The 21,573-nt window shown below is 58.3% G+C and carries 16 protein-coding genes; 6 read left to right on the plus strand and 10 right to left on the minus strand.

The features are described from left to right. Positions 1-45: 45 nt before the first annotated feature. Both AC3WTM_RS20100 and AC3WTM_RS20105 read right to left on the minus strand, forming a co-directional pair. On the minus strand, positions 46-1,323 hold the full coding sequence (locus AC3WTM_RS20100) for a peptidase MATCAP family protein (protein ID WP_102670004.1): 1,278 nt from the start codon (positions 1,321-1,323) through the stop codon (positions 46-48). Between the two features lie 87 nt (positions 1,324-1,410). Further along, positions 1,411-3,537: a TonB-dependent receptor family protein gene (locus AC3WTM_RS20105; protein WP_102670005.1), complete on the minus strand. Its 2,127-nt coding sequence runs from the start codon at positions 3,535-3,537 to the stop codon at positions 1,411-1,413. 30 nt (positions 3,538-3,567) lie between these two features. Here AC3WTM_RS20105 and AC3WTM_RS20110 point away from each other — a divergent pair, with 30 nt between their 5' ends. The 3 genes from AC3WTM_RS20110 (at position 3,568) to AC3WTM_RS20120 (ending at position 5,863) form a co-directional block, all read left to right on the plus strand. Beyond that, the gene (locus AC3WTM_RS20110) at positions 3,568-3,690 is read left to right on the plus strand and encodes a hypothetical protein (protein ID WP_256586098.1); all 123 of its coding nucleotides are present in this window, start codon (positions 3,568-3,570) and stop codon (positions 3,688-3,690) included. A gap of 170 nt (positions 3,691-3,860) precedes the next feature. Beyond that, a complete protein-coding gene (locus tag AC3WTM_RS20115; RefSeq protein ID WP_102670006.1) occupies positions 3,861-4,670 on the plus strand; it encodes an NYN domain-containing protein in 810 nt (269 codons plus the stop codon). Between the two features lie 104 nt (positions 4,671-4,774). Beyond that, complete coding sequence (locus AC3WTM_RS20120) at positions 4,775-5,863, plus strand: transposase (RefSeq protein WP_102670007.1); 1,089 nt, start codon at positions 4,775-4,777, stop codon at positions 5,861-5,863. Between the two features lie 289 nt (positions 5,864-6,152). Here the strand turns inward: AC3WTM_RS20120 and AC3WTM_RS20125 are convergent, their stop codons facing one another. Genes AC3WTM_RS20125 through AC3WTM_RS20135 form a run of 3 tightly spaced genes read right to left on the minus strand, consistent with a single transcriptional unit; the run spans position 6,153 to position 10,315 of the window. Further along, entirely contained in the window at positions 6,153-8,369 is a 2,217-nt protein-coding gene (locus AC3WTM_RS20125) for a DUF3604 domain-containing protein (RefSeq protein WP_102670008.1), read from the minus strand. 39 nt (positions 8,370-8,408) lie between these two features. Next, positions 8,409-9,407, minus strand: coding sequence for a HupE/UreJ family protein (locus tag AC3WTM_RS20130; protein WP_102670009.1), 999 nt, complete (start codon positions 9,405-9,407; stop codon positions 8,409-8,411). Beyond that, entirely contained in the window at positions 9,407-10,315 is a 909-nt protein-coding gene (locus AC3WTM_RS20135; protein ID WP_102670010.1) for a peptidyl-prolyl cis-trans isomerase, read from the minus strand. Before AC3WTM_RS20135 ends, AC3WTM_RS20130 begins: the two co-directional genes overlap by 1 nt. A gap of 155 nt (positions 10,316-10,470) precedes the next feature. Between AC3WTM_RS20135 and AC3WTM_RS20140 the strand changes: the two genes are divergently transcribed. Next, positions 10,471-10,818 carry a hypothetical protein gene (locus AC3WTM_RS20140; protein ID WP_102670011.1) on the plus strand — a complete coding sequence of 116 codons (348 nt, stop codon included), beginning with the start codon at positions 10,471-10,473 and terminating at the stop codon, positions 10,816-10,818. A 197-nt stretch (positions 10,819-11,015) separates the two neighbouring features. Here AC3WTM_RS20140 and AC3WTM_RS20145 read toward each other — a convergent pair whose 3' ends face one another. From AC3WTM_RS20145 to AC3WTM_RS20160, 4 genes are all read right to left on the minus strand, one after another. Continuing rightward, positions 11,016-11,912 (minus strand): serine hydrolase domain-containing protein, encoded by an 897-nt coding sequence (locus tag AC3WTM_RS20145; RefSeq protein WP_102670012.1) that lies wholly within the window; start codon positions 11,910-11,912, stop codon positions 11,016-11,018. Between the two features lie 175 nt (positions 11,913-12,087). Continuing rightward, complete coding sequence (locus tag AC3WTM_RS20150) at positions 12,088-12,828, minus strand: Mut7-C RNAse domain-containing protein (protein WP_102670013.1); 741 nt, start codon at positions 12,826-12,828, stop codon at positions 12,088-12,090. 56 nt (positions 12,829-12,884) lie between these two features. Further along, positions 12,885-14,018, minus strand: a complete 1,134-nt coding sequence (locus AC3WTM_RS20155) for an ATP-binding response regulator (RefSeq protein ID WP_102670014.1) — start codon at positions 14,016-14,018, stop codon at positions 12,885-12,887. A gap of 117 nt (positions 14,019-14,135) precedes the next feature. Continuing rightward, the gene (locus tag AC3WTM_RS20160) at positions 14,136-18,998 is read right to left on the minus strand and encodes a HAMP domain-containing protein (RefSeq protein WP_102670015.1); all 4,863 of its coding nucleotides are present in this window, start codon (positions 18,996-18,998) and stop codon (positions 14,136-14,138) included. Between the two features lie 290 nt (positions 18,999-19,288). On the opposite strand from AC3WTM_RS20160, the gene AC3WTM_RS20165 reads away from it, so the two are divergent. Together AC3WTM_RS20165 and AC3WTM_RS20170 are read left to right on the plus strand one after the other, a co-directional pair. Then, on the plus strand, positions 19,289-19,930 hold the full coding sequence (locus AC3WTM_RS20165) for a response regulator (RefSeq protein WP_057715341.1): 642 nt from the start codon (positions 19,289-19,291) through the stop codon (positions 19,928-19,930). 335 nt (positions 19,931-20,265) lie between these two features. Next, positions 20,266-20,565 (plus strand): hypothetical protein, encoded by a 300-nt coding sequence (locus tag AC3WTM_RS20170; RefSeq protein ID WP_102670016.1) that lies wholly within the window; start codon positions 20,266-20,268, stop codon positions 20,563-20,565. Between the two features lie 152 nt (positions 20,566-20,717). On the opposite strand, the gene AC3WTM_RS20175 is transcribed toward AC3WTM_RS20170, so the two are convergent. Next, positions 20,718-21,371 carry a hypothetical protein gene (locus AC3WTM_RS20175; protein WP_102670017.1) on the minus strand — a complete coding sequence of 218 codons (654 nt, stop codon included), beginning with the start codon at positions 21,369-21,371 and terminating at the stop codon, positions 20,718-20,720. Positions 21,372-21,573: the final 202 nt, after the last annotated feature.

Here is a 21,573-nt window from a genome sequence, read left to right on the forward strand (position 1 = left end):
TTAAAAAGCCAGGTTGACTTTCAAACGGTGTGATCCTGTTCCTGGTCAATGTGCACTCGCATCACTTTCGTGTTCTTCAGCGAATGCCATGAACACATCCAGGTCCAGCACATCCAGCTTGATCTGGGCGATGAACGCCGAGAAGGCCAGGTTGGCGGCCAGCAGGCGCAGGTCGCTGGCCCAGGCCGGAAGATAGACCGGTCCCTTGAGCCAGCCAGATTCGAACAGGGGCGCCAGGCGCACGGTGTCAGCCAGGCTGAGGCGACCTGCAAACAGATGCCCGACCAGTTCCGGCCGGTTATCGCGGATAGCAATGCGCAGCAGGGTGTGGACACCGAGCAACCCGGTCAGGTAGGCGGCATCCTTGGTGAACGCCGAGCCGCCCCGCAGGTCGGCGCCGCGGAACACCCGTTGGGTTGAGCGGAAGGATTCCTCTTCTGTCTGGTTGGCCGCCAGAAAACCTTCGAATACCTGAATGAAGTCGGCACCCTCCAGCGCCTGCTGGACGGCGAGCACGCGCAGGGCCAGGCGCCGCAGGCGGTTGATGTCCATGCTGCCGGTGAACAGTTCGGCCAGGGTGGCAATGCCTTCCTGGGTCTGGGTGGTGCGGGGCGCCCCCAGGCCCAGGCTCGTGAGGTTGGGCTGGCGCGCGCCGTTCTGTGCCGTGGCGACATGCACGAACGCCTCGTGTTGCAACAGCTGATGCTTGTCCAGTTCCGAGAACAGCGCGCTGGCCCGCAGGCGAATGCGGCTCGATCCGGCGATGGCCTTGGCGGCCAGGTTCGGATCGAGCACGACCGTGATTTGTCCGACGCCGAAGAATCTGTCCAGTTCCGGTTGAATCCAGGCGGCGAACGCCTTGGCCGGGATCTCGGCCGGGCAGGGTGGAATCCGCGCACTGCCCAGCAGGGCGTCGGTGGTCTTGAGGAAGAACCGGGCCGCGTCAAGCATGCTTAGTTGCAGGCGTTTGTAATAGAAATCCGGGCGCCGGTACAGCGCGGATGAAAACTGCGTAAAGGCGGGAGTACCGATGGCTCCCAGCATGTGCCCGGCCGTGGCATAGCTACGGGCGGTCATGGCCAGGTAATTGCCGGCTGGATGCCCCACATCGCAACGACGGATAAAGGTTTCCAGGGCGGCGATGTCGGTGCTGTGGTCGCGGGGCTGCAACTGGACCTTGGGCAACTCGGCTCGCCCGCCGCGCCATTTCGCCAGGAACTCTTCCTCGACGCCGTCCGGCCAGGAAAGGGCGTCCAGCACGCGGATCCTGCGAGTCAGGCCGGGCAGGGCAGCATCGAGTTCGGACAGGGCGGCGGCGCTCATGGATAGCTCCTTGAGGGACGAAGTGACGTTACAAAAGCTTAGTCGTCGCGCGCGGCTGTGTGCGTTTACGAAGTGAGGTAAACGGCCTCAGAGCAGGCTCCACGACACCCCGATGTAAATTGCCATGCCCTCACCGGGTGTGGATCGTGCCGCGTCCAGCCCTTTGTCGTCGTAGCCCGGCGTGACCGTGGCGGCATAGTGCTTGTCGGTCAGGTTGCGCAGGTCCAGCCAGGTCTGCCAGTCGCCCTTGGGCGCGTTGTAGCCCAAGGTCGCGCCGAATATGGCATAGGGATCGGCGTAGTAGCTGTTGGCGTAATCGACAGCTACCTTCGACACCCATTGCGTGTTGATCGTGGCGAAGAAGCCTTGTGGCCAGTCGTAGCGCAGTTCGCCCTGGTAATAGTGCATCGGCAGACCCGGCAGGCGGTTGTCGCCGAAGCGCTCATCGTCGCGGTAGTGGAAGTCACTGAAGGTATAGCTCTGGCGCAGGCTCAATTGGCCGCCATCGTCCGGCGACCAGAGGGGGCTCAGCAGGCTGGCTTCCACGCCCTGGTGCACGGTCGGGCTGGCGTTGAGCTCGTAGGGCGTGGTGGCGTTGGCGTCCGGCAGCACCGAAAGCAGTTCGTGGTGTACCTGGGCGTAGTACCAGGCCAGGCTCCACTGCCCCAGCGTGCTGTCGCCACGGCCGCCGATTTCCAGGGTGGTAGCGGTCTGGTTTTGCAGCGTGACCGGTTCGCGCTGGGCGCCCGTGGCGACGCCACTGCCGGCGGGGAATCGGATGTTCGAGCTATAGATCAGCGACCACGGATGCGGCGCCTCGACCGAGCGGCTGAGATTGCCGAACAGTTGCAGGTCCGGTGTCAGTTGGTAACGCAGTCCCACGCGCGGGGCGTAGTCCCAGTCGTGCAGGCTGGTCTTGCCACCTTCCTGCGGGTAGGTGACAGCGCTTTCACGGCGGGTGTAGATCGCGGCGAGGCCGGTGGTCAGCCACAGGTCTTCGGCGATCTCCAGGTCATTGCCGACATGCAGGACCGTGTCCGAGCCCTGGTAGGTGAAGTTGCGAATCAGCGTGCCCGGTGCGTAACCGGCGGTGTTGCCGGTGGGGATGCGCACGAACTCGCTGGCACCGGCGTTGGGCAGGTGTTTGGTCACTCGCAGGCCCAGGGTGCTTTGGCTTTCCAGCCCCCAGAGCGTGTCGCGACGCTTGTAGTCGAACGTGCCGCTGACATCCGTGTACGCCACCTTCAGGCGGTTGGGGCCCTCGCTCAGGTCCATGGGATAGTCGTGGTAGACAAGGCCGGTCTGGATGCTCGAATCGTCATCGATGTACCAGGTGGTCTTGTTGCCGATAAAGGTGCTGCCCGGCTCGTCGCGGCGGTCGTCCCGCGCCACGTAGGCCGGGTTGGCCGCCCGTGGGTTGTGCTCGATGGAGTACTTGGTCACCCGTCCCGCGAGGTCGTTGTCGGTCTGGCGGTGGCGCAGGTAGAAGCGTGTTTCCAGATTGGGGTTGAATCGATAACCGAAGTTGGCGATGACACCCTGGCTCTCGCTGGCCGTGTGGTCCTGATAGCCGTCGGCGTTGGCGTCGGTCATGGCTACGTAGTAATCGAAGGCGCCGAGCACCTGTCCGGAACTGACCTGGCGCTGCTGATAACCGTGACTGCCCGTTGCGTAGCGTACCTGCAACTTCGGTGCGTTGTAGCCGGTATGGCTGACGTAATCGATGGCCCCACCAAGAGCCAGGGCGCCCCGGTCGAATCCGTTGGCGCCGCGCAGCACTTGCACATGGTCGAGCCACAGCGGTTCCAGCAACTCATAGGGCGTGCCGCCGGGGCCGGTCAGCGGCAGACCGTCGAGCATGGTGTACAGCCCCGAGGCATGGGCGCCCGGTGCTCGGTTGATCCCCGATCCGCGGATCGAAATCTTCACCCCTTCGTTGCCCGCCGACTGGGCATAGATCCCCGGCTGGTAAGCCAGCACATCCTGATTGCTGGCCACGCGGCCCTGCAACGGACGGCGCATGTCGACCACGTTGGTGCCGCCGGGTACCTGGGCCAGCCGGGCCCTGGCGTCCTCGATCCCCTGGTCTTCGTCGCTCTGGTCCTCAGCGCCAATCAGCACTTGTCCCAGCTCCAGGCTCTGAGCTTCGGTCATGGCCGGATAAACAAGGGCCAGGCCCAGCAGCGCAGCGGGCAAGGAATGAGGCGAGGGCATTGGGAAACTCCAGACGTACAGGAACGGGCAATGAACAGTGCGACGCAAGAAGGAACGAAGGGAGCACATGGCAATTTGTTATTTTTTGCCCGCCAAGGACTGGCGGTCGTCTTTTGCCGTGTGCTGCTGCAGTCGACCCAAAGCAACCTCTGACCACCGGCCGATATCGGTCGATTGAAAGTCATTGGCTATCCAGTTCCGCTTTGCACATCACCGCAACTCCGTAGCCGTTGGCAAACACGGTCTCTCGAGCGCGATGCTGTGGTTCCTTTGTTCATCCATGATTTAACGGTATGTTGAAGCCCTTAACTCAAGGACGACCCATGGCCATCCACGCATCCACCCCCACGCAAAAACGCTTGGCAGTGTTAATCGACGCCGACAATGCCCCCGCAGCAATTGCTGAAGGTTTATTCGAAGAAATCGCCAAGTACGGCGTCGCCAACGTCAAGCGGATCTATGGCGATTGGACTGGTCCTCAGTTGGGTGGATGGAAAAAGGTGCTGCTCGACCATTCGATTCAACCTATCCAACAGTTCGCGTACACCAAAGGTAAGAACGCAACAGACAGCGCCTTGATCATTGACGCAATGGATCTGCTGTACACCCGACGCTTCGACGGTTTCTGCCTGGTTTCGAGCGACAGTGACTTCACCCGCCTCGCTTCGCGGTTACGAGAAGAAGGTTTGACCGTCTACGGGTTTGGTGAAGAAAAAACCCCAAGGCCGTTTGTCTCGGCCTGCGACAAGTTCATCTATACCGAATTGCTGCGCAGTGAGGTGCTTGTAGCGGCCAGCAATGGACATGAGCGACTTGAACCCGAGCCACCCGTCGCAGTCGAGGCCGTCAAAGTCGCCAGTACGCTCGAGGTAAAAAAGCTACCCAAGGCACTGGTAAGTTTCATCGCAAAGATCCTGGATGACATTGCCGACGAGGACGGCTGGGCCAACTTAGGGGCGCTGGGCACCAACATCAGCAAATTGAGACCTGAATTCGATCCTCGCACCCATGGTTATAAAAAGCTCAGCGAGCTGATCAAGGGGTACCCGGATATGTTTGAACTGCAATCGAGAGGGGCGTCGGGAGTGGGTAGTTCAATCCTCTATGCCCGGCACCGACAGCCGAACTCGTAGCACCCGTCACCAACGATCGCTCCTGGCCGATTCTGTTGAAAAAGTAGCTCCTCTGTCTGGCCTCCGGCAAAGTCTCCGCATTGGCCAGCAGGGAAGCACGCAGCATGATGGGACAGTTATCGAGTGAACAGGAGCGACTGTTTTACTCGTTCAATCTCGAAGATCACATTCCAGCCAATCACCTTCTGCGCAGCATTGATCAGTGTCTCGATCTGAGCGACCTGCGCCATTACCTCGCCGATTTCTACAGCCCGATTGGGCGTCTGTCGATTGATCCTGAACTGATGATTCGCATGCTGATCGTGGGTGCCGTGGACGCCAGCATCATCAAAGCGGATGCGAGTCGGCAGCGCGGCGTACCGGGTGATGAACAGGTCAACTGGAGCGATCCGGCCCTGAGCACCCGCGCCGTGCGTGAGTACCTTGAGGCACTCGATGAGGAGGCCCTGGCCGAAACGCTACCGAAGCGTTTATCACTGACCGATCCTCAAGCCCGCTGGACGGCCGCTCCGGGTGGCTCCGCGTTCTACGCCTATTCCACGAACTATCTGATTGATACCGAGCACGGTGTCATCGTGGATGTGGAGCCCACACCTGCTCATCGAACCGCAGAAGTCGAAAGCACCAAGACGATGATCGATCGGGTCGAGATGCTGGCCTGGATGGTGGAGGAAAAAGACATCGAGCCGCATGTGCCGGTATGGGACAAAACCGAGCGCAAGAATGACAGTTTTTCGAGTAACGATTCCCACTGGGATGAAGAGGCCGAGGAATACTCCTGCCCGGCCGGCAACGCATTGCGCAGCGAATGGCGAGCCTTCAAAAACGAGCGTTCGCACGTCACCAAAGCCAACACCATCATCTTCCGATCCCGGCAGACCGACTGCGTGACGTGTCCGATGAAAGCCAGGTGCTGCCCGAACACTTCGATTCGCAAGATCGCCCGTAGCGTCCATGAAGCCGCTCGGGATGTGGCTCGACGCATCGCAGCGACGCCGGCGTATCAGCGCTCTCGCCACGAACGTAAGAAGGTCGAAATGTTGTTTGCCCACCTCAAGCGCATCCTGAAACTGGATCGTTTGCGACTACGTGGCATGAGTGGCGCGACCGATGAGTTCACGCTGGCGGCCGCGGTACAGAACCTGCGACGGTTGGCCATATTTACCTCTCAAGGGCCGCCCGTCACGGGATAGGTGCGCCTGCACCAAGCAAAAAACCTCAAACCAACCCAATAACAGAGCAGTAAAGGTCAAGAAAGGGCCGAGAAACCACTCGATCTGAAAATCCGACTGTTTTCAACAGAATCGACCCAAAGCGGACTTCCAGCGATGACCGCTTTCGGTAAAAGTGTCCAGCCAGACATCAATGTTTGGATAAGGACACTAGGGCTAATTTGCGAACGGCTTTTTGAGCGGCGGCAATATCGGTTCGTGTCAATCTGCCAGTGCCGATGTATGCAGAACATCGGTACTGGCCTCGGCGCTACTTGACCTCCTCAACCTCATAATTCACATAGCCGAACTCGTTGCTGCGAGCCGCCATGTATTTGCCGTTTTGTTCGAATACCGTGGCCTCGAAGGGTGTGCCGCCGAATGTTGTCACAAGATGCCCGTCCTTGATTTCATATTTGGCCGGTACGCCAAACTGGCCGTCGTGCAGCATGTTCAGATACTCCCCTTGCGTCGGTGGCTTGCCATCGACGCTGGTGACCAGGCGTTGGCCATCGGTACCATAGACGATCTCGAACGTCTGGCCGGTGACGGTATTACGCACCTTGATGGTTTTGCCCACCACATAGGCTTGCAGCTGCTCATTGGTGAGCGCGTTGGCGCCTTCGGATTTCAGCTGATCGATGGTTTTACCAGAAGCGACAAGCTTGCTGTCCTCAACTGTCGGCGTGTACCAGATGGGTGAGGTCCACACACGCTCCTGGACAGTGGCCGAGACGTCCGCCGGCGGCGGTACTTGCAGCTTGGCCGCGTCATAGGTGCTCCAGCGCGGGGTCGGAATCTGTAGCACGCGGGCGTAGTAGAACGCGTGCTGGGCCGGATCGAAATCCGGATCGACCCACACTTTTTTCAGCTCGGTGGCACCAATGGTATTGGTGTAAGTCGCCTTGGAAACATCGACCGTGGAGCCCACCGGCGGGATTTTGCCAGTGACCGGGTCCGGTTGGCGATCACCGGACCAGGCGACGTCATAGATCTTCTCGAAGGTCTGGCCGTTTTTGGTCCAGCCCTTGATGATCTGGATTCGGTCAAGGTTGCCGTCGTCGACATCCTTGACCGCCCACACCACGAAGGACGGCGCCTGTTTACCCTGTTTTGCCGGCAAGTCGCCGCCCATGGGAACGCCCTTGGCGTAGGCGGCATGCACCCAGTTTTTTTCATCCCACACACTGTTGTCGAAACCCCAGCCACCAAACATGCGCACGGGGATGCGCACGCCGCTGGTGCCATAGACTTCTTTACGCTTCATGGCATCGAAGATCGATTCACGGGTGTTTTCTTCGGCCCAGACACCGGCCAGACCGGAGGTGCTGGTTTGCAGGGCAATCATGCCCGAGTTCTGTTTGTCGGAAAGACGCGCCGCCGGGGTGCTGTCGGTAAAGCCGTGGGAGCCGAAGTTGTAGCTCTGCGAATAAGGAATCACCCCATTGTGCGAATCGCTGGCGCCGACCACGCCCATTTTGTAAGGGTTGTATCCACGAGCTTGCTGCAAAGCCATGCCGTTTTGCCAGGCTTGCCTGATGTAACTGCCATTGAGTTTCGACGTGCTGTTGTCGATACCGAGCAGGAAACTCATGATTTCATAATTGGCAAATTCGTCTGTCGGCGACAGTTCGGGGTGGGTTTCCGAGGTGCCCTTTACTTGGTGAATCTCGGTGAGGGATTCATTGCGCATCCGCGTCTCGGCCCAGGCGGCATCAATTGGGCGGCCACGGTCATCTACGTCCACCGGAAACATCAGGCCGTTGCTGAGGTTGGCATTGTGAGAGATCGCCAGCACCTCGTTGCCTTTTTTGCGTTGATCATCCATCCATCCCCACAAATCTTCTGGTTTGTCCGAATCGAGGGCCGTGAAAGGCAGGTCCGGCACCTTCTTCGAGTCGCGGAAAAACACATTGCGGTGCATGTTTTGATTGTTGGGGGCTGAGGTCCATTCATAGGCGACAAACGTGGTGAACTTGCCGGGCTTGTAGTACTTGTCGGCGATGGCGATGCTCTGCTGCCAGATATTGCCGGCAACCTTCGGATCAATCAGCTCCTTGATCGGATGGCTCAAGCTGCCAGCGATCCATTTGAACACCCGGTTGAAATCTTCCGGGGTTTTGACAATCAGCTTTTGCGCGATGGGCAGCTTGCTGAAGTCTGAATTCGGATCGTTGGCCAGGGCGATCACGCCCACGTATTCCGAGTGGTCGGTTACGCCATGGAAATCCAGCGGGCGACCCTTGAGTTGCACTTCAAACCCCATTGGATGCTTGATCGGCATCCCAAGTGAGTATTGGTACGTCTGCTCGGGATCGACCTGGTGGTTGCCGATCAGGTAGGCATCGATCGACCAGGAGCTGTGCGAGTGCGTCTGGCCAAAGTAAACCTCGCGATCCGGGTTGCCCTCTGCCAATGCCAGCGCGCTGACGGTTAACACGGCGCAACCGAGCACTGTTGGCGCGGTGAAGTGTGTAGGGTTTTTCATATTCCACGTCTCCGGAATACGGCAATGACAGGGTGCAACTCAGGACAAGAAACTCGAGACTCTTTCGAAAAACCAGAAGGCAGCCAGCGTGCCCAACCCGTACGAAGCAATCGGTCGGGCATACAGGACTGCGGGTCGTGGCAGTCGACAACGCAGCAACAGAGCGCGCAGGCTCAACACGACGGCGACGAACATCAGTTGGCCGATCTCGACGCCAACATTGAAGGTGAACAGCGCCAGCGGCAGGTCGTGTTGCGGCAAACCGATTTGCGCCAGTGCACCGGCAAAACCGAAGCCATGCAACAAGCCAAAACAGAACGCCACCACCCATGGCCACTGGAGGGTGAAACTGGTTTCGTCATGGTTCTTGCGGGCGATTTCGACTGCCAGCAACAGAATGCTCAGCGCAATCGTCGCTTCCACAGGAGGGCCGGGCAGCCGCACCGCACCCAGTGTAGCGAGTGCCAGAGTGACAGAATGAGCGAGGGTGAATGCGGTGATGGTCTTCACCAGCATCCAGCCATTGCCCACCAGCAGCAGGAGGCCGAAGACGAACAGCAGGTGGTCGAAGCCTCCGAGGATGTGTTGGATGCCATGGACCAGAAACGCACCGGCTACCGAAAACGCTCCTGGCGTGGCCGTGATCTCTATCCAGGGTTGCGCGGGATGGACGAGGGTGGTCGTCAGGTTGCCGTCCAGACGCGAGACACGCACCAGCACATCGGTGATGCTCGCTTGCAGGCCGATAAACGTGACGCGCTGCCCGACCAGTCCCGCGGGACCGGCATCAATTACCCGGCGCTCGATCAGTGAATCGTTCAGTTCGCTTTCCACCGGGTCCACGACAGTGCGCACACCTTCAGCAAACCGCAGCGCAATCGGCAATCGCATACCTGACAGCACTGGCGTGCGCCACACAACGTCATACCGCCCGGCAGTCGTTTCGTTAAGTTCCAGATAAGCGGGGCGCGACTCATGGGCCATGGCGGTCAGCCCCCTGAACCCGAGCAGTAACAGCAGCCAGACCGTACGCTTCATCACGGCTGCTCGGCTTGCGTGGCGGCAATGGCGCTGGTGGTCGCCGGCATCATCACCACGACTTCATAGCGTGCCTTGAGCGCATCGAAATTCGCGCGTTTCGATTCGCTGCGTTGCTCGGACAACCAATCGGACTTGACTTGTTGGGCTAGGGTTTCGAACGCCGGTGCCGGTGGTTTGGCCAGTGTATCGATCCACACCAGATGCCAGCCAAAACCTGACTCCACGGGCCCCACCCAACTCCCTGGTGGTTGCTGGAACAACGAAAGGGCGAACTTTGAACCAAAGATTCGCGCTACTTGATCCTGTGATTGCTCTGTGTAGGCGCTTTCAAACATGAACGCATCGCCTGCACCGCTGTTCCTGTCAGTCAACCCTCTCAGCGCGGCTTGAGCCTGGGCCTGCGCATTCGCGCCGCGTTTGTCCAAAGCGAAGAACACATGATGGAAGGTCGCCAGGGGTGGCGGGGCATATTGGTCCTGATGCTTGTTGTACCAGGCCTCAAGTACACCGGGGGCGGGTTCGCGAAGTGAAGCGACATCTTCAGCGAGGAAATCCATTTTTTGCGCCAGTCGGCGGCGAATGATGGTGTCGTCTTTGTCCAGGCCAAGTTTCAGTGCTTCGCGATAGAGGATTTCCTCTTTCACATAGTCATCAATCAGGGCCTGCAACTGTTGCTCCGAGGCGGGGCGTTGCCATCGTGCCAGCCAGGAAATCGCAATCCGCTGAACAACTTCAGGGGTAATTTCGATGCGTTGCGGATCTTGATCAAGGGTTGAGCGGTGTAAACCTCCGTACAGTACAAAGAGCGTAAAACCGGCGATTAGAAAGTGCATTAACGGCTGGCGAAGGCATCGCTTGATTAACGGAAGTCGAGATTCTTTCGCTTCACATACGCCCAAGTTCATGACTTATTGCCCCACGTTATACTGCGAGTAGTTTTCGCAGCAGAGTGGAGTATTACTGCTGTACCGGAACTTTCCACCAAGGCTAATCACGATAGGCACTTCTCCAGGGCCGTCCAGTCTTGCACCTATACAGCCCGGGACGGAGCGCCCATGTGATGAAAGGACTGCTGGTTTTCGCCGCGATCATCGAGGCAGCCACTGGTATTGCGTTGATACTTGTCCCGTCGCTGGTCGGGCAACTTCTGCTTGGCATCGAACTAACGGGCGTCATTGTCCGCGTGGCCGGCATCGCCCTCATCGCATTGGCCATCGCCTGCTGGCCCGGACCAGCAATGCTCGGCATGTTGATCTATAACGCAGCCGCTACGCTTTATCTCGCCTACGTTGGTTTTTCGGGAGAATCGCGTGGGGTTCTATTGTGGCCAGTGGTCGTCTCGCACGGGATCATGACGGTACTTTTGATTCGAGCAATGACAAGCCAGAGCAGAAACTCACAGACATAGTCAACGCCTAGCCATATGCGTTTTCAGGCGCCGAAGGGGCATGCTTATCGACTCCTGGTCGGTTGCAGTACTGCCGATGACTTGAAGCCAGAGCAATAGTTCAACGTCTGCTTTTGGCTGTGGATTCAACCTGTCGCCTATGGCAGTAAACAACCTAAGTGGTCTCCGAAGAATCATGAGACTGCCGCAAGAAGGACTTAGACGCCTTCAGCCCCTTGCTGCAGGACTTGTATCAGCTGTCCAGCAACGTGTGCTTCGACGGCACCTTCACTGGCGCCCGACTCAAAAGCAGCGCAACAAACTGATGCGTCGCCGTCGCAGATACGGTAGACAGCAATGACACTGCCTGGCCCGCAGCCTGTGTGCCCGCATAGGGAATATCCGCCGTCTATCGACCCCTGCATCACACCAAGGCCATAGCCCGGGGTGATCCATGGGCGTCCGGGAATCGGGCCGCCCAATGTTCGTGCTGTCTGCATTTCCTGGATCAAGCCCGTGGAGAGCAGGTCTCCACAGAGGAGTCGATCCAGAAATAGCGCTGCTTGCGAAATTGGGCCGATCAGCAAGCCGTGATAAACCCAAGCGGGGTCATAATTTGAGGTGCTTCCGAGATGGGTCGTTTGTAAGTCTGCTCGCGTTTTAGCGAAGCGAACGTTCGACAGACCCAGAGGGGTTAGCGCACGTTGCCCCACTGCATCATCAAGCGTCAGATCCGTCAGCCGCTCAATAAGCCTGCCGATGAGCAAGTAGCCAACATTTGAGTAACGCCAACCGGTTCCGGGACTGTATCGAAGTCGAGCACCGTCCAGGCGTTGCATCATTTCATCTGCCGACCAGGCGGACTCACTGTTCGTAACCGCGGCGTGATACTCCGCAAATTCGCCGTAATCGGCCAGACCTGCCTCGTGCCGCAGTAGCTGGCGTAACGTGAAAGGCTGATCAAGAATTGGGTCGTCCAATCCGATCAGTCCGTCACGTACCAACGACAGGGTTGTCGCAGCCAGGACTGTTTTCGTAAAACTCCACCAGGGGGTAATCAGTTCTAATCGGTCAGGCGTTTGTGGCTGGCCATTTGAGACGAGTGAACTGAGCATTGGCTCCCTTGGATTGTTGAGTGGATCGACAGCTCGACAAGATATCTCATTCACTCTACTTCGCCAGAGTGAAAAGCCAGTAGTTTGTACTGTCCTGAACGGCGACTCTTGGCCGTTATCTACCTCATGCAAAAGCCAGTTATCCCTGGCAACGCAACCGGCCCGATGCGCGCGACTATCGATTCAGCAGCGGTGCCAGCAATGCGCACATACCGCGCCAGTGCGAACCCTCCCAGTAAACCCGTTGGCAGGCGTCGCAGCGCAGGAAGTGCGAATAGAGGACGCCAATGCGTGGCGGCACCTGCGTCCGGGCCAGTTCCAGGCTGATCTCGTGCAGCGGGAGGTTGCAATGCAGGCACAGGCTGAATGGCCGCGCGCTACGTGCCAGGTCGAGGCGCTCGTACAATTCGCGCAGCTGCAGCGACGGTTTCAGGGCATGCACATAACAGCCGTGGCTGATGATTCGCCGCTTGAGCAGTTCGCGGTCGCGGGTCAGCACGATGCGTCCTTGCTGCGCAGCGATCTCGGCGATCTCGCTATCCTCGAAGCCATTGTCGTAGAGGGTGTCGAAGCCGCTCATGCGCAGCAGGCTGGCCAGCCCGCCAAGGTGCGCATCCGCGACGAAACGCAGCACCCGTAAAGGTTGCGCACGAACCTTGAGCAGCGGGCTGATGTCCAGCGCTTCGAACTTGGGGTACACCGCCAGCCGGTCATTGTCGAGGATCACCCGCTCCAGGCCCACCGACTCGCCGTTGAGCAGCACCAGTTCGACCTCGGTGTGCGGTATCCCGAGCGCCTCGATCATGTGCTTGACCGTCGCCCCTTGCGCGCACTTACAGGTGAAGGGTTGCCGCCGCCGTTCGGCCGGCAGGAAATCGTTGAGCTCCTCGTAGAAGCGGAAAGTTGCACTGGTCATGTTGAACAGTATGGCAGGGCTGCAGTGTGGTTGTTCTCGTGTTGGTGTCAGGCGGGTCAGTCAAGTGGCAGCGATATCGTTAATCTCGTTCCTTTGTCCGGTGCGCTGTCGATCGTGAACTCCCCGCCCAGCATGCTGATGCGTTCCTTCATCCCCACCAACCCGAACGAGTTCAGTTTTTTGCGATCCGTCATGCCTACGCCGTTGTCTTTGATCTGCAGGTAAAGCCGGCGACCCTCCCTGGAGAGTTCGATATGCACCTGTGTCGCTTGCGCGTGCCGGGCAATATTCGACAGCGACTCCTGCACGATGCGGAACAGAGTGGTGGCGGATTTTTCATTCAGATCGCAACGGAAGTTTTCGTCTTTAGCCGACATCGTGCAATCGATCGCGCTGCGCTGCCGGAACTCTTCAAGTTGCCACTCGATCGCGGCCTGCAATCCCAGATCGAGTACGGGTGGCCGAAGATCATTGATGATGCTGCGGACACTGCGGATGGCTGTATCGAGGTGATTCAGAGCATCGCTGGCCTTTTCGTTGAGCTTGGGGTGCATGGTACTGGTGCGTGTCTGCAACATGGAGACATCGATTCGCAACGCCAGCAGACTCTGCCCCAGCTCGTCATGGATGTCCCGTGCGATCCGCTTTCGCTCTTCTTCCTTGATGTGCTCCTGATAGGAGGCCAGTTCACGCAGCTGCAGCTTCGATTGCAGCAATTCTTCGGCCTGCATCGTCAGTTTGCGCTGCAAGTAGAACAGGTCGACAAACACCTGGATCTTGGCGCGAAGAACCTCGGCCACAATCGGCGAGAAGATGTAGTCGACTGCGCCGGCCGTATAACCGCGGAAACGCTCGGAATCCGTGTCGGCCTCCGCCGTGACGAAGATAATGGGTGTGTGGGCCGACTTCGGGCGGCCGTGAATGAGTGCAGCGGTTTCAAAACCGTCCATCACTGGCATTTTCACGTCGAGCAGAATGACGGCGAAGTCGCGCTGCAATAGCAGGCGCAGCGCCTCGCGTCCGGAAGTCGCGGTGGCAATATCAAGACCCATGTCGGCAATCACCGCGGCGAGCGCCGTGAGCTTGGCGCGATTGTCATCCACCAGCAACACGGATGCTGGCACGCCATCAGGCGGAAGCGGGTGCCGCACCTGGGTTCTCTCATTGAATACCGGGGGTTCCTGCTGCATATTCAAGCCACTTCGGTTTGCGCTAGCGCCTCTTGCCGTTACGGCAACACCGGTAAAGTCGAGCCGGCCTTGCACACTTTGCCACCTTTGCTGTCGCGCAATGAGCGCGGCACAGAATCATCGATAGAGCCATTTGCGCATCAGTGACAGTAGCTGGTCGGTATCCACCGGCTTGCTGACATAGTCCGAGGCTCCTGCCTCGATGCACTTTTCACGGTCACCCATCATCGCCTTGGCCGTCAGCGCAATCATGGGCAGGGCTTCAAATCTTTTGAATGTACGGATCTGGCGCATGGTTTCAAAGCCATCCATCTCGGGCATCATGATGTCCATCAGCACGATGTCGGTATCGGGCTGCTGCTGCAGCAGTTCAATGGCGGTTCGGCCGTTTTCGGCCGTGGCCACCAACATTTTGTTGCTCTCAAGCACGCTGGTCAGGGCAAAAATATTGCGCACGTCATCGTCGACCACCAGGGCCTTTTTACCCTCGAGACTGTCCGAACCCTCATAGAGTTTTTCCAGCATTCTGCGCTGGGTCTGCGGCAGCCTGGCGACGACACGGTGTAGAAACAGTGCGGTTTCGTCGAGTATGCGCTCGGGGGACTGAACGGCCTTGATGACGCCCTTGCCGAGCAGTGTCCTGAAACGCTCGTGCTCCGGTTTGGTCAGCGTCTCTACACCATAGACGACGATCGGCAACTCACGCATGGCGGGGTCTTCCTGCAACGCCTCGAGAAACCTGATGCCGGATGCGTCGGGCAGTTTGAGATTGATTGCCATGCAGTCGTAGCGTTTCTTTGCCAGTTTCTTCATGGCGTCAGCGCCGCTGTCGGTCGTTTCGATCTTCACGTCGGTGTTACCGAGCAGATCGAGGATGCGGGCACGGCTCCCTTCGTCGCCGTCGATGAGCAGCAGGTTCCGGGTCTTGCGCCGAGCGAATGCCACGATGCCGACCAGCGCATTTTGAATCTCGTCGGCTGTGACCGGCTTGAGCAGATAGTCGAAAGCGCCATAGCGCAGCCCGCGGGTGTGGTCGTCAGCGATCGAGATGATCTGGACCGGGATGTGACGCGTGGCGAAATTGCGCTTCAACTGCTCGAGCAGCGACCAGCCATCGATGTCCGTCAGGCCCGGGTCCAGCGTGATCGCGGTGGGTTTGAAGCGCTCGACAAGCTCCAGTGCATCCGCGCCACGGGTCGTGACGATAGCCTTGAACCCCTTCTGGTGCGCGGCCTCGAGCAGAATGCTGGCGAATCGGGCGTCGCCCTCGAGCATCAGCAACACTTGATCCCCGGGTTGGACAGACTCGCGGTCGTCCAGTACCTGTGCAGTCGGGTTTGACATGAGGTCGCGCTTGACCTGGCCAGGTATTGCCTCTGTCGCTGATTCGTCTAGCGTCTGACCCTGGGCATCCTGTGTACGCAAGGGCACGTACAGCGCGAAAGTACTGCCCTTGCCGATCTCACCGGGGATCAGTCGCAGCTCACCGCCCAGCCGGTGTGCGAGTTCGCGGCTGATCGACAGGCCGAGGCCGGTGCCGCCGTATTTTCGTGAGGTTCCGGTATCTCCCTGCTGGAACGCTTCGAAGATCAGCTTCTGCTTGCCGGCAGAGACGCCAATGCCGGTGTCGGTGACTACGAAGGCGACCACCGCATCGGCACGATTCAATTCGCTGTTGTCCACGCTCCACCCGGACACAGCAGGCGCGATGCTGATCTTGACGCTGCCTTGCTCAGTGAACTTGAAGGCGTTGGACAGCAGGTTCTTGACCACCTGCAGCAGGCGCTTTTCGTCGGTCCAGATGACGGGGGGCAGGGTAGGCGCCAGTTCAATCGTGAAGGAGAGGCCCCGGCTTTCGGCGACCGGCCGGAAGGTACGTTCGATCTGGTCGTGCAGATTGGCGAACAGCGCTTCATTCAGATCCAGTGTGACCGTACCCGACTCGATCTTGGACAGATAGAGAATCTCGTCGATCAGCTCCAGCAGGTCTTTGCCCGCGCTACGGATGGTCTTGGCATATTCGACCTGCCTGGGTGTGAGATTGTGTTCCGCGTTGTCGCTGAGCTGGCGGGCCAGGATCAGCAAGCTGTTCAATGGCGTTCTGAGCTCATGGGACATACTGGAGAGGAATTCGGACTTGTACTTCGAGGTCAGCGTCAGTTGCTCCGCCTTCTCCTCCAGCGATAGCTTGGTGATTTCGACTTCGCGGTTCTTGCGCTCGACTTCGGCTTTCTGCTCCGCCAGCAGTCCAGCCTTGTCCCCCAGTTCCTCGTTGGTCTGTCTCAATTCTTCTTGTTGCTTTTGCAGCTCCTGCGCCAGCGATTGCGACTGCTTGAGCAGTTCTTCGGTACGCATATTGGCTTCGATCGTGTTGAGCACGATACCAATCGACTCAGCAAGCTGATCAAGGAAGGTTTGATGAATGATGCTGTAGCGCGTGAACGAAGCCATTTCGACGACGGCCTTGACCTGGTTCTCGAACAGGATCGGCAACACGATGATGTTCAGCGGGGCGGCCGCGCCCAGTCCGGATGAAATAGCGACGTAATCTGCGGGTACATCGGTCAGCAGGATGCGCCGCTTCTCGTAGGCGCATTGCCCGACCAGGCCCTCGCCGAGCCGCCACTCATCGTTCACATTGATGTTTCCCTTGTACGCATAAGCGGACAGTAGCTTGAGCTTCGCAGGATCGGGCGGGCTCTCGTTCATCATGTAGAACACACCGTGCTGGGCATTGATCAGCGGAGCCAGTTCAGACAACACCATTTTGGAGACTGCCGCCAGATCGCGCTGGCCCTGCAGCAGACGGTTGAATTTCGCCAGATTGCTCTTGAGCCAATCCTGCTCCGCGTTTTGCCGCGTGGTTTCCCGCAGGTTGCGGATCATCTCGTTGACGTTGTCCTTCAGCTCCGCCACTTCACCCTTAGCTTCCACCTCCACGTAACGCGTCAGATCGCCCTTGGTCACGGCAGTCGCCACATCGGCAATTGCGCGTACCTGATTGGTCAGGTTGGCCGCCAGACCGTTCACGTTGTCGGTCAGATCGCGCCAGGTGCCGGCAGCACCCGGCACGTTGGCCTGGCCCCCCAGCTTGCCCTCGACGCCCACTTCACGCGCCACCGAAGTCACCTGATCGGAGAACAGCGCCAGCGTATCGGTCATACCGTTGATGGTGTCGGCCAGTTCGGCGATCTCACCCTTGGCTTCCAGTGTCAGCTTCTTCTTCATGTCGCCGTTGGCTACCGCGGTCACCACTTTCGCAATGCCTCGCACCTGGCTGGTCAGGTTGGCGGCCATGAAGTTCACGTTTTCGGTCAAATCCCTCCAGGTGCCGGACACGCCTTGCACCTGTGCCTGCCCCCCGAGCTTTCCTTCGGTGCCGACTTCGCGCGCCACCCGCGTCACTTCGGCGGCAAAGCTATTGAGCTGGTCCACCATGGTGTTGATGGTGTTCTTCAGCTCCATGATTTCGCCCTTGGCCTCCACGGTGATCTTGCGTCCCAGGTCGCCTTTGGCCACCGCCGTCGTCACGTCGGCGATGTTGCGCACCTGATTGGTCAAGTTGGCCGCCATGCTGTTGACCGAGTCGGTCAAATCTTTCCAGGTTCCACCGACGCCTGTCACTTTGGCCTGGCCACCGAGCTTGCCATCGGTCCCCACTTCGCGAGCCATGCGCGTCACTTCGTCGGCAAAGGTCGAGAGCTGGTCCACCATGGTGTTGATGGTTTCCTTGAGCTGGAGAATTTCACCTTTCGCTTCGGCTGTGATCTTGCGTGAAAGGTCGCCGTTGGCCACCGCCGTCGTCACGTCGGCAATGTTGCGCACCTGGGTGGTCAGGTTGGCCGCCATGCCGTTGACCGAATTGGTCAAGTCCTTCCAGGTACCGGATACGCCGGTCACTTCGGCCTGTCCGCCCAGTTTGCCTTCGGTACCGACTTCCAGCGCGACGCGTGTCACCTCCGCGGCGAAGCTGGAGAGCTGGTCGACCATCGTGTTGATGGTGTTTTTCAGCTCGAGAATCTCGCCCTTGGCTTCAACCGTGATTTTTTTGCCGAGGTCGCCACGCGCCACCGCCGTCGTCACCTGCGCGAGGTTGCGCACCTGGGTGGTCAGGTTGGCCGCCATGCCATTGACCGATTCGGTCAGGTCGCGCCAGGTGCCTGATACGTCGCGCACTTCCGCCTGACCGCCCAACTTGCCTTCGGTACCGACTTCCAGCGCCACGCGGGTCACCTCCGCAGCGAAGCTGGAGAGCTGGCCGACCATCGTATTGATGGTGTTTTTCAGCTCGAGAATCTCACCCTTGGCTTCGACGGTAATCGTCTTGCCCAGATCGCCTTTGGCCACCGCCGTCGTCACGTAAGCGATGTTGCGCATCTGGGTGGTCAGATTGGCGGCCATGTCGTTGACGGAGTCGGTCAGGTCTTTCCAGGTGCCGGACACCCCTTTGACATTGGCTTGCCCACCGAGAATCCCTTCAGTGCCGACTTCGCGCGCCACGCGGGTCACCTCGGAAGCGAAGGAGCCCAGTCGCGTCACCATGGTGTTCACGATTTCGGCGGATTTGAGGAACTGACCCCGCAGTCTCAGGCCGTTGAGTACCGGCGGTACCTGCTGGTTCAGATTACCCTCGGCAACCGAACCGACAACGCGAATGATCTCGTTCATCGGGCTGATCAGGTCGCTGGTGAGCGCATTGCTCGAGTTGACGATCTTTTGCCATGAGCCTTTCATCATCGGTAGTTCGATACGCTCATCGACCTTGCCCTGCTTGCCGATCAGACGCGCCACGCGTTCGAATTCGGTGGTGGTGTCGGCTGCCATGTCGATGATCTCGTTGAGCGTGTCGGCGATCTTGCCCGGCATGCCGGTCCAGTCTTGCGGCATACGCGTAGTGAAGTCACCTTTGCGCAACGACTGCAGCGCTGCCAGCAACGTCTTCATGTCGAAAACTTCGATCGGTGTCGTCACTGTGGCCATGCCTCTGTCCAGTCCAAATTGATGCCACGGGCAAGGCATTACCCATGGGCGTGCAGACAATCCTAAGAGCTTAGGCGCCGCTAACGCCTGAGGCAAAAGTGCAAGTGTGCTCTGTGCCTGCTAACGTCAAACTCTGCAGTAGATTTCATGGTTTGCTGGCCACTGGCCACTGGCCGCAGGGCTAGTGGGGGAATGCATGAGCGCGCGCCACTGTGCCGGCGGGTTCAACATCATCTGTACGTCGAGACACGATACGGCCGGGGCCTTGCGGGTGCGAATGGAAAATTCAGATGATTGACCACAAAATCAGAGTCTTGCTGGTGGACGATCACAGCATTGTGCGTAGCGGCGTGCGACGCATGCTGGAGACTGCCGGCGAGATCGACGTAACGGGTGAAGCGGAGACGGCACAAGACGCAATGCTCCTGGTTCGGGAGCAGGATTTCGACGTGGCGCTGGTGGATATTCAGCTTCCCGACAAGACCGGCCTCCAACTCCTCAAACTCATGCGTGCGCACAAGCCCAAGCTCGCCGTTCTGATGCTGAGCATGCATTCGGTCGAGGCCTATGCGTTACGCGCAATCAAGCTCGGCGCTGCGGGCTATCTCACCAAAGATATTTCCGCAGCCACCCTGGTTACGGCAGTTCGCAAGGTGGCCTCAGGTGGCAAGCACGTCAGTCCTGAGCTGGCGGAAAAACTGGTCAACGCTATCGGCAAAGGCGACGCGGCGCCCCACGAAGCGCTATCCGACCGGGAGCTTGAAGTACTGAAGCTCCTCGCTGCAGGCGAGAGAATTGTTCGCATCGCTCAGATATTGCACTTGAGCCCGAGTACCGTCACGACGTACCGGGCACGTATCCTGGAAAAAACAGGGATGGACAGCAACGCGAAACTGGCCCGCTATGCACTCGAAAACGGCCTGTTGACTTAGAGCGGTCTGCCATCCGACGCAGCCGGGCACCAGACTGTTTGTAGTGGAATCACTACAAGTTCTTGGTCGAAATCTCCACAAAGATGTCCTGCTAACGTCGATAGCGGGAGCCGTTCCAATCAAGCATAGTTCCAATCAAGCATATTTACCTCTCGGCAAATTTTCGTCCGCTCAATGGAGTTGTCTTCGTCAAAGTCTTGTACAGCCATGGCCTTCAGGATATGCATGAGAGCAAGTTTCACGAGTCAGAAAAGACTCCGGAATTGATACTCGCAAGTTGAGCGCGGAGTGCACGCTGCATTCATGTTGAATCAATGTTCAAACTGGAGAGCATCATGATGATAGGTTATTGGTTATGCGCATTGCTGTGGGGAGTGGTGCTGCTGGAGGAGATCCAACTCATACCCCTACAGGAATGGAAAGACGAGGGTCTGAAAAAGGTTCTGTTGCTGCGCCGGACTAGAAACCGGACTGGCTACTTTATTGCGTTGATCGCGGGCGCCATGTGCCTTTATAGCGAAATCCTGGTGGCACCGGTCGATCAGAGTGTTTTCAATCCGGAGCTGATACTTGCCCTATGTGGTGTTCTTTGGGGGGCATATCTGTCCGTAGTCTGCATGAAGGGGAAGCGATAGATGCCGATCTCCATGACGACTGCGGGTAATTGACATTTCACTATCGTCACCCGGCGGGGGAACTTTGCCGGTCAGGTGCTCAACTCAAATTTTGCGAACGGCTAATAGCGGATTTTATTGGCTAAAGCTGAACTTCCTTGTTCAACCTGGCTTCACCATCCAGCCAGGGCGGCGTTCCCCAGAGGCCTGGTGTCTCGCTCCAAACGCACTTCGGTGTCTTTGTCTTTTGCCCAGGCGGTGAGCAGGACCATCGCCCCGAAACCACCGATGATGAGTACCGGATAGGCTGCCAGCAACTCCACCAGCGAGTACTTCCAGGCCAGCGGACGACCAATACCCAGCATGGCGGCATAGAACCATGACACGCCAGAGAGGGCACCGGAAAACAGCGCCAGCATGCGCAAGCTGAAGGAGAGTTTGAGTAACGAACCGGCTTTTTTCAGCGCCGGCAATACAGCGCTATGCAACAGGAAGCCGTTAAAGGTCAACAGCACAACTATGCCGATTTTGGCTTGCAGTTTTGGATTGAGGAAATACTCCATTCCCTTCCCGGCATAATCGATTCCGACAATACCAATGCCCGTAATCCAGAGCGCTACAAGTGCAAGCACTACGGTTTTTTGAAGGCTTTCCATGTGCGCGTCATCGTGGTGGCCTGGCGCATCCCCCTTCAGGAGTTGCTTGACCATTGCAATGTCACTGGTCAAGACCAGTCCGATTGCTACACAGCAGGCGATAAGATGAAAATATACAACGCCCAAACGCACATATTCCACGGTGGACGAAGAAAACATACTAAGTTCCATGGTGACCTCTTGGCTTCAATAGTGAATCAACTTGGCTCTCGTCACGGCTTGATTGGGTTTTGCCGTTGCTGATTGCCAATTAGATCCAGCAATTGTTATCAGTTAATCTTGCGACGTTACGCCAGCAAGACAATAGTGAGTTTCTCGAATGAACGTTTAGTCATTCGATCATGTCCATTTTCAGGTAACCAAAAACCTCAAT

It is taken from the genome of Pseudomonas sp. EU05-FHT14B02 (assembly GCF_058791055.1).